Source organism: Pseudomonas shiyinii (assembly GCF_056725765.1).
Genome location: NZ_CM161522.1, coordinates 4,748,357 through 4,763,267, shown reverse-complemented (window position 1 = coordinate 4,763,267; position 14,911 = coordinate 4,748,357). Strand labels below are relative to the sequence as shown.

Here is a 14,911-nt window from a genome sequence, read left to right as displayed (position 1 = left end):
AGGATAAACTGCGCGGCTCAGTCACTTTTTAGTCGAGGCGTGTAGATGAAGTTTCGCTTCCTGCTCTGGGCCATGGGGCTGCTGATGGCTCGGGCCAGCCGCAACAACCCGGCGTTTCAGCAACAATTGCGGGACAAGGACCTGGTCTTCCAGATGCAGACCCTCGACGGCAAGGTGGGCCGACACTTCATCGTCAGTGGCGAGCGCATCAGCAGCAAGGGCGGCCTGCATCCCCAGCCGGCCTTCGCCATCGCCTTCAAGGACGCGGCCTACGGCTTCAACACGCTGCAGGCTGGCAACAAGCAGCTGGCCTTCATGCAAGGGATCCAGGATAAGAGCATACAGATCAAGGGCAACCCGGCACTGGTCATCTGGTTCCAGGGCCTGATGAAATACCTGAAGCCGAAGAAAAAAGGCCGATAGGGCGGCTGCTCGGGCCAATCGCCGGCAAGCCGGCTCCCACAAGTAAGCGGCGTCTCTGAAAACAGCGCAGGACAGGTAGGAGCCGGCTTGCCGGCGATGAGGCGCAGCAGGCGATACAGGTCTACCCGCGCGACTCAATGCGGCGTGTGGAACTGGGACGCCAGCTCGCGCAGCAGGGTCTCGGCCTCCAGCACCTTGGTCACTGCATCTTCCGCTTTCTCCCGGGTCAGGCTCAGGCGTTCGAGCAAGGCATCCGGAATCTCTTCCTGGGGCCCGGTGCCGATGCCCCGGGCACGTAACAGGCGTACCGCCAGGCATACCAGGTTGGGGAAGGCTGCATATTCGCCGTCATAGCTCGGGTCGTGCTGGAAGCGCAGCGCGGCGGAGAGCTCTTCCGGCATGTCCCACAGCTTCATCAACCAGGCGCCGATCTGTTCACGACTGATGCCCAGCAGGTGCTGTTCCACGAAGGTGTGGCACAGGTGTGGGTTGACCTCGAGGTGGCGGCAGATCAGTGAAAAGTGCGGCGGGAAGACGTGGGCCAGCAACAGGTAGCCGAAGTTGTGCAGCAGGCCAGCCAGGTAGGTCAGGCCTGCCTCGGGGCGCTCGGCACGGGGCATGGCCCGGGTCAGGCCTTCGATCACCGCGGCGGTGTAGATCGACTGTTGCCAGTACGGCGTGGCTTCCTGCGGGTGGTCCTTGGGCAGGCTCAAGGTCTTGCCCAGCGCCAGGCCCAGGGCCAGGTTGATCACCAGGTCGAAGCCCAGCACACGGACGATGGCGTCTTCCACCGAGCGGATCTTGCCGGGAGACGCGTAGTAGGGCGATGCGGCCCAGCTGACCACCTGGGCCGCCAGGGCCGGGTCGGTTTCCACCACACCGGTGATGTCGTCGATGCTGGCATTGGGGTCGACGCGCAGTTTGATGATCTTCTGCGCCGTGTCGGCCAGCGGCGGGATCTCGATGGTCTGTTCCAGGCGTTGCTGGATACGGCGAGCGGTAAAGGCCTGGACGGCGCGGCTGATTTCCTTGGAGTCGTCGTCGGGGCGGTCCAAATTCGGGCGAATGGCCTCGATCTGTTCCCCGAAATGGCCGGCGCTTGCCTTGGCCAGCATGCGCTTGAAGTCTTCACGTGGAATCTCGAGCAGCAGGCCGCGCTCGCCGGACTGGATCAGCAGGTTGTCGGCCTGCAGCAGGCTGGCTTCGTAGAGGCACGGGTAGCTGGTCAGGGCCGGGATCCCGGGCAGGGTCTTGAGGGCGTGTTTGTCGAGCATATGCTTGAGGCGCGCCACCGGCACGGCTACCAGCTTGCGCCCGGTCAGCTCGGTCAGGCGGTTGAGGTCCAGCAGTTGGTCCTGCGGGAACAGCACCATCAGGGCGCCGACCTCGTCGTCTAGGAGAATCGCCTGGACACGTGCGCTGGCCGGCAGTTGCGTATGCTCGGGTACTTCGCGGTAGGGCACGCCAAGCTTGTCGAGCAGCAGCCGGATGACAGACGGTGCGTGTGGGGTTGCGGTGTCCAGGGCAACTTCAGTCATGGTCTGTGTCCACGGTTTTCTTTAAACGCGAAGTATAACCAGCCTGGGCCGGGGCTGGATCCATTCTGTTTCAGAACGAATAGGGTTCCCCTTGTAGGAGCGGGCTTGTCCCGCGATTGCGATGTCGGCTTCACTGCCGCAATCGCGGGGCAAGCCCGCTCCTACAGGAAGGCGGACAACATTAGAACGAGCCGGCTTGCCGTCAAACCTGCCCGTACTGCTGGCCATGGCGCAACCAGCGGTCGAGCAGCGGGCTGACGTGGTCCGGCCAGCGTGCCAGCAGCGCCTGGGCGGCATCGCGCACTGCCGGGAGCAGGTCGGCGTCGCGCATCAGGTCGGCCACCTTGAACTGGAGTAGGCCGGTCTGGCGGGTTCCCAGCATTTCCCCGGGCCCGCGCAACTCCAGGTCTTTTTCGGCAATCACGAATCCGTCGTTGGTTTCGCGCATGATGCCCAGCCGTTCGCGGCCGATCTGCGACAAAGGCGGATGGTAGAGCAGCACGCAATGGCTGACGGCGCTGCCCCGACCCACACGGCCGCGCAACTGGTGCAACTGGGCCAGACCCAGGCGCTCGGGGTTCTCGATGATCATCAGGCTGGCGTTGGGCACGTCCACCCCCACCTCGATGACCGTGGTGGCGACCAGCAGCTGGAGGTTGCCGGCCTTGAACTCGGCCATCACTGCGGCTTTCTCGGCCGGTTTCATGCGCCCGTGGATCAGGCCCACGCGCAGTTCGCCCAGGGCGCTGCCGAGCTCCTCGAAGGTGCTTTCGGCCGCTTGGCAGGTCAGCTCCTCGGACTCCTCGATCAAGGTACACACCCAGTACGCCTGGCGCCCTTCGGCGCAGGCGGCGCGCACCCGCTCGACCACTTCGAAGCGGCGGCTGTCGGCCACCAGCACGGTATTGACCGGGGTACGGCCAGGCGGCAGTTCGTCGAGTACTGAGGTGTCCAGGTCGGCGTAGGCGCTCATGGCCAGTGTGCGCGGGATCGGCGTGGCGGTCATGATCAACTGGTGTGGGCACAGCTGGCCGGCCACGCCCTTCTGACGCAGGGCCAGGCGCTGCTGCACGCCGAAACGGTGCTGTTCGTCGATGATCGCCAGGGCCAGGTGGCGGAACTTCACTTCCTCCTGGAACAGGGCATGGGTGCCCACTACCATCGGCACGCCGCTGGCGATCTGCTCCAGGGCGCTGGCGCGGGCCTTGCCCTTGAGCTTTCCGGCCAGCCAGGCCACTTCGATGCCCAGGGGCTCGAGCCAGCGCTTGAAGGTCAGGTAATGCTGTTCGGCGAGGATCTCCGTGGGTGCCATGAGCGCCACCTGGTAGCCGGCCTCCAGGGCCTGGAGCGCGGCGAGGGCGGCGACGACCGTCTTGCCAGCTCCGACATCGCCCTGGACCAGGCGCATCATCGGCTCAGGCTGGCTGAGGTCGTAGGCGATCTCGTTGGCGACCCGTTGCTGGGCGCCGGTGGGGTTGAACCCCAGGTTGGCCAGGTACTGAGCCGGCAGGCGACTGGCCTTGGGCAAGACCGGGGCGCGCAGGGTGCGCAGGCTTTCACGCAGGCGTTGCTGGGAAAGCTGGTGGGTCAGCAGCTCTTCGAAGGCCAGGCGGTGCTGGGCCCAGTGCTGACCCTCGGCGAGCTCGTCCAGGTCGGCGTCGGCCGGAGGGTTGTGCAGGTAGCGGATGGCATCGTCCAGCGGCGCCAATTGGTAGTCCCGGGCCAGTTCCGCAGGCAGCCAGTCGGGCAGGCTGCGCGGACCGAGCATGGCCAGGCTCTGCTGGCAGAGCAGACGCAGGCGTTGCTGGGTCAGGCCTTCGGTGGTGGGGTAGATCGGCGTCAGGGTCTGCTCCACCGGTGGTGCTGGTTCGCTGCCATTGAGCGCGCGGTATTCCGGGTGGTAGATCTCCAGCCCCGAGGCACCGGGGCGGGCCTCGCCGTAGCAGCGCAGGTGGGTACCGCGCTTGAGGCCTTCCTTCTGGGCATTGCTGAAATGGTAGAAGCGCAGGCTCAGCACGCCGGTACCGTCACCCAACCGCACCACCAGGCTGCGGCGCTTGCCCATGGTCACGTCGGCACCGCTGACCACGCCCTCGATCACCGCGTCCTGGCCCGGGCGCAAGGCTCCGATGGGCACTACGCGGGTACGGTCCTGGTAGCGCAGGGGCAGGTGGAACAGCAGGTCCTGCAGGTTCTCCAGGCCAACCTTGGCCAGTTTCTCGGCCATGGCATCGCCCACGCCCTTGAGGGCGGTGACCGGGACGTTCGACAGCTCGGTCATGGGCTCAGGCCGATTTGTCCGCGGGCGGCTTGGCGACCGAGCAGAGGCGGATCGAGTCGGCGAGGATCTCGATGGCCTTCGGCCTCGGGAAGCTGGCGCGCCAGGCGATGGCCACGGTGCGGAACGGCGAGGGCGGCGTCAGTGGGCGCACTTCGATCACACCAGGGGCGTAATGGTGGCTATGGACAGCCGATAGCGGCAGGATCGATACACCCAGGCCCGAGGCGACCATGTGGCGGATGGTTTCCAGCGAACTGGACTCGACCGTGGTGTGCTTGGAGCCTTCGCCGCCCTTGTTGATGGTCGGGCAGGCCTCGAGCACCTGGTCGCGGAAGCAGTGGCCTTCACCAAGCAGCAGCAGGCTCTTGTCGTTGAGCATGGCCGTGTCGATGGTCTTCTTGGCGGTCCAGGGGTGGTCGGCTGGCATCAGCGCGTAGAAGGGCTCGTCGTACAGCGGCAGGGTCAGCACGTCGGCCTCGTTGAACGGCAGGGCGATGATCACTGCATCCAGTTCGCCGTTGCGCAGTTTCTCGCGCAGTACGTGGGTGAAGTTTTCCTCGATGTACAGCGGCATCTGCGGGGCGACCCGGTGCAGCTGGGGAATGAGGTGGGGGAACAGATAGGGGCCGACGGTATAGATGGCCCCGACCTTCAGCGGCGCGGTCAGCTGGTTCTTGCCGGCCTGGGCCAGTTCACGGATGCCCTGGGCCTGTTCCAGCACCTTCTGGGCCTGGGCGACGATGCTTTCGCCGACCGGGGTCAGGCGCACCGCGCTCTTGCTGCGTTCGAAGATCAGTACACCGAGCTCGTCCTCGAGCTTCTTCACCCCGACCGACAGGGTCGGCTGGCTGACATGGCAACGCTCGGCGGCGTGGCCGAAATGCTGCTCCTGGGCGAGTGTGACGATGTAGCGTAATTCTGTGAGGGTCATAACGTGCGTCCATGAAGTTGCGGCCCCAGCATAGCGGCTGCAATCGATAGACGCACGTTATCAGACTTGCCGTTTTGTGACAGAAGCAAACGCCTCAGCGGCGGTCCAGCGAGTAGACGAACGGTGCTACCACCTCGATCTGGCCATTGTTCAGCAGCTCCTTCGGCGGCTTGGGTACAGGCTGCGCCCGGCGGATCATCTCCAGGGTCGCCCGGTCCAGCGCCGCGCTGCCCGAACCACCGGCGAGGGCGAACGACAGTACCTTGCCATCGGCATCGACCACGAAACGCAGCCGGTTGATGCCTTGCAGGCCGCGACGGCGTGCGTCTTCCGGGTAGCGCTTGTACTTGGCCAGGTGGCGCAGCAGGTCGCTCTGCCAGGTCGGCAAGGCTTTGCTGTTGGCCGCGACGCTCGGTGCCGGTGCTGCCGACTTCTGCGGTGGCGTGTTGCTTGGCGGCGTATCGACGACTTCTTCCTTGGCCGGCGGCAGGTCCTTCGGCGGCTCAGGCTTCTTCTCGGGCTTGGGCGGCTGCGGCTTGGCCTTCGGCTTGGGCGGCTTGGGAACGGCGATCTTCGGCTTGGGCGCTTCCACCAGCTTGGGCAGCGGTGGCTCTTCGACCGGGGCCGGAGGCTTCGGCGCAGCCTTGGGCGGTGGCGGTGGTGCTGGCGCAGGAAGTGGCGCCAGCTCGACCATCATGGCTGCCGGCGGCAACTCGATGGCCTGGGGTACCGACCAGTTCAGCGTCAGCAGTACCGCCAGGGCGTGCACGCCCAGCACGATCGCCAGGCTGACGCCGTAGCGCGCCAGGTTGGACCGTGTGTTCGTCATTGCTTGGCTGCCGTTTCGAGGCCGACCAGGCCGACCTTGAGGTAGCCGGCCGCGCGCATGGTGTTCATCACATCCATCAGGTCGCCGTAGTCAACACCCTTGTCGGCCTGGAAGAAGATGGTGGTTTCCTTGTCGCCCTTGGTCTTGGCGTCGAGCATCGCACCCAGCTGGTCACGCTGGGCCACCTCGTCATCGCCGACGTACAGCTTCTTGTCGGTCTTGACGCTGACGAACACCGGCTTCTCGGGCCTTGGCGCCGGCTTGGCGCTGGAGGCAGGCAGGTCGACCTTGATGTCGACAGTGGCCAGTGGTGCCGCGACCATGAAGATGATCAGCAGCACCAGCATCACGTCGATGAAGGGTGTGACGTTGATTTCGTGGTTTTCGGCGAGGTCGTCGCCACCTTCGTTGAGATGCAGGCCCATGGCTTACCCCACTTTGACCACGTGCGGGGCGACGCGCTCGCTGCCCTGGTGGTCCAGGTCGCGGCTGACCAGCAGCAGGACCTGCGCCGAAGCGTCGGAGACCTGGGCCTTGTAGCCGGCGATGGAGCGGGCGAAGACGTTGTAGATGACCACGGCAGGAATCGCCGCGACCAAGCCCAGGGCAGTGGCCAGCAGGGCTTCGGCGATGCCGGGGGCGACCACGGCCAGGTTGGTGGTCTGGGTCTTGGCGATGCCGATGAAGCTGTTCATGATGCCCCACACGGTACCGAACAGGCCCACGAAGGGTGCGGTGGAGCCGATGGTGGCAAGCATTCCGGTGCCGCTGCTCATGCTACGGCCGCTGGCGGCGACCAGACGCTCCAGGCGGAAGCTCACGCGTTCCTTGATACCTTCCTTTTCGCGAGCATTGGCCGACAGGCGCATTTCATCCAGGGCATCATGGACCAGGGTGTGGGCCAGGGTGCCTGGCTTGTTGGCGGCGTCGCTGGCTTCCTTGAGGCTGGCGGCCTTCTTCAGGAGTGCGATTTCACCGCGCAGGCGACGCTTGGCGCCCATCAGCTCGAAGCCCTTGGCGATCCAGATGGTCCAGGTGATCAGCGAGGCGATGGCCAGGCCGATCATCACGGCTTTGACGACCACGTCGGCGTTCTTGTACATGCCCCATGGGGACAGGTCGTGGGCCATGCCCAGGGAGGTGTCCTCGACCAGGGCCTGGACGTTCTCGTCGCCAGCGGCCTGGGCATCGGCCGGTGCGGCAGCGGCGTTGGCATTGGTGGTGTCGGTCGGCGCCTTGGCATCGGTTGCCGGAGCCTGTACGGGAGCTGCAGGGGCTGCGGCGGCTGCCGGGGTGTTGGTGGCGGGTGCGACAGGCTCATCGGCCATGGCGGTCGGGGCCAGCACCAGGCTGAGCGTCAGCGCGGCGATGGCGCGCCAGGCGCGCGACGTGGTTGGCGAAGCGGAGGGTTGAGTACGTGTCATGCTGGCCGGACCTGATGAAGAAAAAGATTGATGTTCCCCACGGCCTCGAGACAGGCCGAGAACAGACAGGGCGCCATTATTGCAAGTAATTCTTGTTAGCAGAAGTAATAAAGTTGCCTTTTTTAACCAACGTCTAGCCGCCCATCGATTAATCCGGCTAGCCTGAACCTTTGGCCTTGGGAGTGTGGAGATGTCGGAACCATCCGTGTTGATCGTGGGCTGTGGCGATGTAGGTGGCCGCCTGGCGCGACAACTGCTTGCCCAGGGTTGGCAGGTCAGCGGCTTGCGGCGCTCTGTCGAGCACCTTCCGGCTGGCGTATGGCCGATCGCCGCCGACCTGGCCGAGCCGACGATTCCAGCGGCTTGGCCGGCGCGGTCGCCGGACTACCTGGTGTATTGCGTGGCGGCCAGCCAGCACGACGAGGCGGGCTACCGACAGGCCTATGTCGAGGGGCTGCGCCATGTGCTGGGTTGGTTGGCGGAGCGTGGACAGCGGCCGCGACGAGTGCTGTTCGTGTCCAGCAGCAGCGTGTATGGCCAGGCCGATGGCGAATGGATCGACGAGCGCGCGGTCACCGAGCCCCAGGGCTATTCGGGGCGGGTAATGCTGGAGGCGGAGCAATTGGCACTGCACAGTGGGCTGCCGGCCTCCATCGTGCGCCTGACCGGCATCTATGGCCCGGGGCGCGAATGGTTGCTCAGTCAGGTACGCCAAGGTTACCGCGTGGCCGAGGAGCCACCACTGTACGGTAATCGCATCCATGCCGAGGATGCCGCGGGGTTGATCGCGTTCCTGCTGCAGGCCGATGCGCAGGGTGTGGCGCTGGATGACTGCTATATCGGCGTGGACGACGACCCGGCGCCGCTGGCCGATGTGGTGGCCTGGTTGCGCCAGTACATGGGGGTCACCGAGTGGTCGGACGAGCAGCGGGTGCGCCGCACCGGCAGCAAGCGGTGCAGCAATGCGCGGGCCAGGGCGTTGGGCTGGATGCCGCAGTACCCGAGCTACAAGGACGGCTATGCGGCCATCCTGAAGGGGTAGGCTTCAGTGCCCAATCGCCGGCAAGCCGGCTCCCACAGAGGTGGTGCCTGCCGCACCTGTGGGAGCCGGCTTGCCGGCGATTGGGTCATCGAAACCGATAAAGGTCAGTCGCGCTCCAGCACCCACTGCCGAGCACCTGGCGCCAGTTGCGGCTTCTCGTCAGGTTGCGCGCGGTTGACGGCCTGAAGGATCTCCAGCGTGTCGTCATCGCGCTTGAAAATCCAGGGTGCCCCGCGCCGGTCGCGCTCCAGCCACAGGCTGTCGTTGTCGCCGCCCATGTCGGCGCAATCGCCGGCCAGGCACAGGGCGTAGCGGTCGAGGTTGGGCAGGCCTGTCACCCTGCCGTTCTCGGCAAAGCGCACCACCGCCCCCTGGCCGGGGCCTTCAATGATCTTCCAGTCGCCGCCCAGGTAGGCCTTGTACAGAGCCTTTTCAAAACTGCCGCCCAGCGGGGCGTTGGCGGGTGCGGCCTTGACCCGTACGAACGTTTGCTTTTCGCCGGCCTGCGAGGTGGTGCGCAGGGTGTCGCCGTCCAGGTTCAATTGTTCGGTCTGGCCGCCAGAGAAGCTGGCTTGCCATTGGTCTTCCTTGGCACTGAGGTAGCCGTCGACCGCCTCGAAGCCATTGCTGTAGCTGGCCTGCTGGTTGGCGACGTCGATCTTCCATTCGAGTACCGGCCCGTGCTCGTTCAGGGCCTGGTGCAGGCTGCCGCCATCGGCGGCATCGATGGCGTCCTGATTGATCCAGGTGCCGTTGTAGTCTTCGGGCTTGTGGCTGGCACAGCCGCCCAGAAGCAGGGCTGCCAGTGCAAGGGAAAGGGCGTGGCGCATGGTGCTGGAACCTTGGGGAAGGGAAGGTGACGGGCGGGCAGCCCGTCACCACGGGCATCACTCGATGACCAGGATCGCGTCCATCTCGACCTGCGAGCCTTTCGGCAGCGCGGCAACGCCGATGGCGGCACGGGCCGGGTAGGGCTGTTCGAAGTAACGGCCCATGATCTCGTTGACCTTGGCGAAGTGGCTCAGGTCGGTGAGGAAGATGTTCAGCTTGACGATGTCCTTGAACGAACCACCGGCAGCCTCGGCCACGGCCTTGAGGTTCTCGAAGACCTGGACGGTCTGGGCTTCGAAGCCTTCGACCAGTTCCATGGTCTTCGGGTCCAGCGGGATCTGGCCGGACATGTACACGGTGTTGCCGGCCTTGATCGCCTGGGAGTAGGTGCCGATGGCGGCTGGGGCCTTATCGCTGTTGATGACGGTCTTGGTCATGATGACTCCTTGGTTGACGGACTACGTACGCATGCGGGTGATGCGGACCACGCCGGTCAGGGTACGCAACTTCTTGATCACGCGGGCCAGGTGCACGCGGTCGCGCACGCTGACCACCAGTTGGACCACGCTGATACGGCCGTCGCGTTCGTCCATGCTGATTTTTTCGATATTGCCGTCGGCGGCGTTGACGCTGCTGGCCAGCAGCGCGATCAGGCCGCGCTGGTGTTCCAGCTCGACGCGCAGCTCGACATTGAATTCGCCGGTGATGTCCTTGGCCCAGGAGAGCTGCACGCACTTCTCCGGGTTGTGGCGGATTTCACTGATGTTACGGCAGTTTTCCAGGTGCACGACCATGCCCTTGCCTGCCGAGAGGTGGCCGACGATCGGGTCGCCTGGGATCGGCGTGCAGCACTTGGCGTAGCTGAGCACCAGGCCTTCGGTACCACGGATGGCCAGCGGGCCCTCGGGGGCCGGCAATTGTTCGCCCTCGGCGGACAACAGGCGGCGGGCGACCACATAGGCCATGCGGTTGCCCAGGCCGATGTCTTCGAGCAGGTCTTCGATCAGCTCCAGGCGGTACTCGGCGAGGATGGCCTGGATGCGCTCCGGGGGGATTTGCTCCAGGCTGCTGTCGAAGCCGGTGAGCACCTTGTTCAGCAGGCGCTCGCCCAGGCTGATGGATTCGGAGCGGCGTTGCTGCTTGAGGGCGTGGCGAATGTGCGTGCGTGCCTTGCCGGTGACCACGAAATTGAGCCAGGCCGGGTTCGGCCGTGCGCCCGGGGCACTGACGATCTCCACGGTCGAGCCGCTCTGCAGCGGCTCGGACAGGGGCGCCAGGCGGCGGTTGATACGGCAGGCGATGCAGCTGTTGCCCACATCAGTATGCACCGCGTAGGCGAAGTCGACGGCGGTGGAGCCTTTGGGCAGCTCCATGATCCGGCCCTTGGGCGTGAAGACGTAGACCTCGTCCGGGAACAGGTCGATCTTCACGCTTTCGATGAATTCCAGGGAGTTGCCGGCGCGTTGCTGCAGCTCGAGGATACCCTTGACCCACTGGCGGGCGCGGGCGTGGTTGCCCTTGGGCTGCTCGTCCTCGTTGGACTTGTACAGCCAATGGGCGGCGATGCCATTGTTGGCCATCTCTTCCATTTCGCGGGTGCGGATCTGGATCTCGATGGGCACGCCATGCATGCCGAACAGCGTGGTGTGCAGCGACTGGTAGCCGTTGGCCTTGGGAATCGCGATGTAGTCCTTGAAGCGACCAGGCAATGGCTTGTACAAGTTGTGCACGGCGCCAAGCACGCGGTAGCAGGTGTCGACCTTGTCGACGATGATGCGGAAGGCGTACACGTCCATGATCTCGTTGAAGGCGCGGCGCTTGCCGCGCATCTTCTTGTAGATGCCATAGAGGTGTTTCTGCCGACCGCTGACCTCACCCTCGATGCCGTCTGCCGCCAGGCAGTTGGCCAGGGAATGCTCGATCTTGGCGACGATTTCCTTGCGGTTGCCACGGGCGCTCTTGACTGCGCGGTGGATCAGCGAGGAGCGCATCGGGTGCATGGCCTTGAAGCCGAGGTCCTCGAACTCCACGCGCACGTTGTGCATGCCCAGGCGGTTGGCGATGGGGGCGTAGATCTCGAGGGTTTCCTTGGCGATGCGTCGGCGTTTTTCGCCCGAAAGCACTTCCAGGGTGCGCATGTTGTGCAAGCGGTCGGCCAGCTTGACCAGGATCACGCGGATGTCGCGGGCCATGGCCATGGCCATCTTCTGGAAGTTCTCGGCCTGGGCCTCGGCCTTGGTCTCGAAGTTCATCTGGGTCAGCTTGCTGACCCCGTCGACCAGCTCGGCGACCGTCTCGCCGAACTGCTGGCAGAGGGCTTCCTTGGCGATGCCGGTGTCTTCGATCACATCGTGCAGCATGGCGGCCATCAGGCTCTGATGGTCCATGTGCATGTCGGCCAGGATGCTGGCCACGGCCAGCGGGTGGGTCACGTAGGGTTCGCCGCTGCGGCGGCGTTGGCCATCGTGCGCCTGTTCGGCGTAGAAGTAGGCCCGGCGGACCAGGTTGACCTGGTCGGGGCCGAGATAGGTCGACAGCCGTTCGGCGAGGGCTTCTATACCCGGCATGGGGTCACCTCCTGCCGAGGAAGAATGCCTTGTGCCGCGCGACGTCGACCGGGCATGAATCAGACAGCCTCGTTGTTTTCGTCCTCGAACGCGGCGAAGACCGGATCTTCGGTGACGATCTCTTCGGCGGCGATGAACTCAGGGGTGACGATACCTTCGGCGATTTCGCGCAGGGCGACGACAGTTGGCTTGTCGTTTTCCCATGCTACCCGCGGCTCTTTGCCGCCGGTGGCCAGTTGACGGGCGCGCTTGGTCGAGAGCATGACCAGCTCAAAGCGGTTATCCACGTGTTCCAGGCAGTCTTCAACAGTTACGCGGGCCATGGTCTTCCTCAGTAGCAAATGCGGTAGGCGTGCAGCCCAGATTGGGCAGGCGGACTCGATAGTTTAAAAAATCACCAGCCAATAGGGAAGGGTTGTTTTGTCGAGTGGTCACCTTCAAGCCCTGTGTTGCCTTCTTCGCGGCTGAAGCCCACACAGGGGCAGCATTGTCCTCAGGCTCATCACTGCACCCAGTGGGAGCGGCTTCAGCCGCGAAAGGGCCGGAACAGACACCCTCGATACCTGAGCCCGACGATAACCTCAGAGCATCGCGTCACGCAATCGCGGCGTCAGCTCCTCGAACAGCGTCTGCACCGAGCGTAGCGCCCGGCAATCCGGGCGGGTCAGCAGCCACAGCTGGGTATCGCAGCCCGGCAGGGGGCCGCTCAGGGCTTCGACTTCCGGCAGGGCGTCGACCATGTAGTCGGGCAGCGCCGCCACGCCCAGGCCGGTGCTCACCAGCTGGGCGATGGTCGACATGCTGCTGCACTGGTAGCGCGGGTTAAGCCCCGGATACTGCTGGTTGCGCCAGACCACCGTGGGGTGATCCTGCATGGAGTCGTCCGGGGCGATCCACGGCACGTTGTTGTGCGACTCGGCCAGGCGTTCGCGCCACTGTGGCTGGCCGCAGACCACATAGGACGTGGCGCCCAGGCAGCGGCCGACCAGGTGTTCCGGCGGCGTGTTGGTCAGGCGCAGGGCGATGTCGGCATCGCGCCGGCTGAGGTTGGCAAAGGTATTGGAGGTGCCCATCTCCAGCGACAGGGCCGGGTAGTTCGACATGAAGTCGGCCAGCGCCGGCAGCAGCAGGCTGTGCATCACCGCCTCGGTGCAGGTCAGGCGGACGGTGCCGCTGACCACCTGTTCACCGCTGGTCAGGGCGATACGCGCGGCATCGAGGGCCTGTTCGGCACGCTCGGCCTGTTCGGCCAGGGCCTGGGCGGTATCGGTAGGCAGGTAGCCTTTGCGGCTCTTGACGAACAGCGCCGTGCCCAGCGCCGACTCCAGCCGGCGGATGGAGCGGAACACGGTCGAGACGTCGACCTTCAGCAGCTCGGCGGCCTTGGCCAGCGAGCGACCGCGCTCCAGGGCGAGCACCAGGGAGAGGTCCGCATGGGTAATCTGGTATTGCATCGATGCACGCTCTGTTTGCCGTAATGCCAATGTCTGTTGCGTAGGTGCCATTTTATAGTGGAACGGCACCCGGTAATCAATGCGCCGGATCCGCACCCTATCCCCACGATGGGACAGTGAAAAGAACAACAGTACAACCATCGCCGCCCGCAAGGCGCCAGCCGTATCCCTCCACATCGCCGCCCCGAATCAAAGGATGTACAGCCATGACGTCGGTCACTCCGTGCGCCAGTTCTGCCAGCGAGATGAATGAATTCCTAGAGGCTCATCCGGATACGCAGTTCGTCGATCTGCTGATCTCCGACATGAACGGGGTGGTCCGTGGCAAGCGCATCGAGCGCGCGAGCCTGCACAAGGTATACGAGAAAGGCATCAACCTGCCGGCGTCGCTGTTCGCCCTGGATATCAACGGCTCCACCGTCGAGAGCACCGGCCTTGGCCTGGACATTGGCGATGCCGACCGTATCTGCCGCCCGATCCCGGGCACGCTGTCCGACGAGCCCTGGCAGAAGCGCCCCACCGCCCAGTTGCTGATGACCATGCACGAGCTGGACGGTGCGCCGTTCTTCGCTGACCCGCGCGAAGTGCTGCGCCAGGTGGTCGGCAAGTTCGACGCATTGGGCCTGGATATCTGCGCGGCGTTCGAGCTGGAGTTCTACCTGATCGACCAGGACAACCTCAATGGCCGCCCACAGCCGCCGCGCTCGCCGATTTCCGGCAAGCGCCCGCAGTCGACCCAGGTGTATCTGATCGATGACCTGGACGAATACGCCGACTGCCTGCAGGACATGCTCGAGGCTGCCAAGGAACAGGGCATTCCTGCCGATGCCATCGTCAAGGAAAGTGCCCCGGCGCAGTTCGAGGTCAACCTGCATCACGTCGCCGACCCGCTCAAGGCCTGCGACTATGCGATTCTGCTCAAGCGCCTGATCAAGAACATCGCCTACGACCATGAAATGGACACCACCTTCATGGCCAAGCCCTACCCGGGCCAGGCGGGCAATGGCCTGCACGTGCATATCTCGCTGCTGGACAAGAAGACCGGCAAGAACATCTTCGCCAGCGCAGACCCGCTGCAAAGCGAGGCGCTGCGCCACGCCATCGGTGGCGTGCTGGAGACCATGCCGGCATCCATGGCTTTCCTCTGCCCGAACATCAACTCCTATCGCCGCTTCGGTGCGCAGTTCTATGTGCCCAATGCGCCGAGCTGGGGCCTGGACAACCGCACCGTGGCCCTGCGCGTGCCGACCGACAGCAGCGAGAACGTGCGCATCGAACACCGCGTGGCCGGAGCCGATGCCAACCCGTACCTGATGCTTGCCGCGATCCTGGCCGGCATTCACCACGGCCTGACCAACAAGGTCGAGCCGGGCGAGCCGATCGAAGGCAACTCCTACGAGCAGCTCGAGCAAAGCCTGCCGAACAACCTGCGCGATGCACTGCGCGCACTGGATGACAGCGAAGTCCTCAACCAATACATCAGCCCGGACTACATCGACATCTTCGTGGCCTGCAAGGAAAGCGAGCTGGCCGAGTTCGAAGTGTCGATCTCCGACCTCGAGTACAACTGGTACCTGCACACGGTGTAAGC

The 14,911-nt window shown here is 64.8% G+C and carries 14 protein-coding genes; 3 read left to right on the top strand and 11 right to left on the bottom strand.

Translation table 11 applies throughout. The features are described 5' to 3' along the window. Positions 1–45: 45 nt before the first annotated feature. The gene (locus tag ACXHGZ_RS21560) at positions 46–423 is read left to right on the top strand and encodes a helicase (protein WP_084855323.1); all 378 of its coding nucleotides are present in this window, start codon (positions 46–48) and stop codon (positions 421–423) included. Between the two features lie 134 nt (positions 424–557). On the opposite strand, the gene ACXHGZ_RS21555 is transcribed toward ACXHGZ_RS21560, so the two are convergent. From ACXHGZ_RS21555 to exbB, 6 genes are all read right to left on the bottom strand, one after another. Next, positions 558–1,961 (bottom strand): aminoacyl-tRNA deacylase and HDOD domain-containing protein, encoded by a 1,404-nt coding sequence (locus ACXHGZ_RS21555; RefSeq protein ID WP_480461457.1) that lies wholly within the window; start codon positions 1,959–1,961, stop codon positions 558–560. Positions 1,962–2,163: 202 nt separating this feature from the next. Further along, the gene (recG, locus tag ACXHGZ_RS21550; RefSeq protein WP_480461455.1) at positions 2,164–4,242 is read right to left on the bottom strand and encodes an ATP-dependent DNA helicase RecG; all 2,079 of its coding nucleotides are present in this window, start codon (positions 4,240–4,242) and stop codon (positions 2,164–2,166) included. Between the two features lie 4 nt (positions 4,243–4,246). After that, positions 4,247–5,173 carry a hydrogen peroxide-inducible genes activator gene (locus tag ACXHGZ_RS21545; protein WP_084855326.1) on the bottom strand — a complete coding sequence of 309 codons (927 nt, stop codon included), beginning with the start codon at positions 5,171–5,173 and terminating at the stop codon, positions 4,247–4,249. A 94-nt stretch (positions 5,174–5,267) separates the two neighbouring features. After that, positions 5,268–6,002: an energy transducer TonB gene (locus ACXHGZ_RS21540; protein ID WP_480461453.1), complete on the bottom strand. Its 735-nt coding sequence runs from the start codon at positions 6,000–6,002 to the stop codon at positions 5,268–5,270. Next, the gene (gene exbD, locus ACXHGZ_RS21535) at positions 5,999–6,427 is read right to left on the bottom strand and encodes a TonB system transport protein ExbD (RefSeq protein WP_196146529.1); all 429 of its coding nucleotides are present in this window, start codon (positions 6,425–6,427) and stop codon (positions 5,999–6,001) included. The genes ACXHGZ_RS21540 and exbD overlap by 4 nt, the downstream gene beginning before the upstream one ends. A gap of 3 nt (positions 6,428–6,430) precedes the next feature. Further along, positions 6,431–7,426 carry a tonB-system energizer ExbB gene (gene exbB, locus ACXHGZ_RS21530; protein ID WP_480461451.1) on the bottom strand — a complete coding sequence of 332 codons (996 nt, stop codon included), beginning with the start codon at positions 7,424–7,426 and terminating at the stop codon, positions 6,431–6,433. A gap of 190 nt (positions 7,427–7,616) precedes the next feature. Here exbB and ACXHGZ_RS21525 point away from each other — a divergent pair, with 190 nt between their 5' ends. Then, positions 7,617–8,468, top strand: a complete 852-nt coding sequence (locus tag ACXHGZ_RS21525; protein WP_084855330.1) for an SDR family oxidoreductase — start codon at positions 7,617–7,619, stop codon at positions 8,466–8,468. A gap of 104 nt (positions 8,469–8,572) precedes the next feature. On the opposite strand, the gene ACXHGZ_RS21520 is transcribed toward ACXHGZ_RS21525, so the two are convergent. The 5 genes from ACXHGZ_RS21520 to ACXHGZ_RS21500 all read right to left on the bottom strand — a co-directional run bounded on the left by ACXHGZ_RS21520 (position 8,573) and on the right by ACXHGZ_RS21500 (position 13,320). Further along, positions 8,573–9,298, bottom strand: a complete 726-nt coding sequence (locus tag ACXHGZ_RS21520; RefSeq protein WP_480461449.1) for a hypothetical protein — start codon at positions 9,296–9,298, stop codon at positions 8,573–8,575. Positions 9,299–9,355: 57 nt separating this feature from the next. Beyond that, positions 9,356–9,736: a RidA family protein gene (locus tag ACXHGZ_RS21515; RefSeq protein WP_043209898.1), complete on the bottom strand. Its 381-nt coding sequence runs from the start codon at positions 9,734–9,736 to the stop codon at positions 9,356–9,358. 21 nt (positions 9,737–9,757) lie between these two features. Next, a complete protein-coding gene (gene spoT / locus ACXHGZ_RS21510; protein WP_084855332.1) occupies positions 9,758–11,866 on the bottom strand; it encodes a bifunctional GTP diphosphokinase/guanosine-3',5'-bis pyrophosphate 3'-pyrophosphohydrolase in 2,109 nt (702 codons plus the stop codon). Between the two features lie 59 nt (positions 11,867–11,925). After that, positions 11,926–12,189, bottom strand: a complete 264-nt coding sequence (rpoZ, locus tag ACXHGZ_RS21505) for a DNA-directed RNA polymerase subunit omega (protein WP_008091595.1) — start codon at positions 12,187–12,189, stop codon at positions 11,926–11,928. Positions 12,190–12,447: 258 nt separating this feature from the next. Further along, entirely contained in the window at positions 12,448–13,320 is an 873-nt protein-coding gene (locus ACXHGZ_RS21500) for a LysR family transcriptional regulator (RefSeq protein ID WP_480461447.1), read from the bottom strand. A gap of 206 nt (positions 13,321–13,526) precedes the next feature. Between ACXHGZ_RS21500 and ACXHGZ_RS21495 the strand changes: the two genes are divergently transcribed. Beyond that, complete coding sequence (locus ACXHGZ_RS21495; protein ID WP_084855334.1) at positions 13,527–14,909, top strand: glutamine synthetase family protein; 1,383 nt, start codon at positions 13,527–13,529, stop codon at positions 14,907–14,909. Positions 14,910–14,911 lie beyond the last annotated feature (2 nt).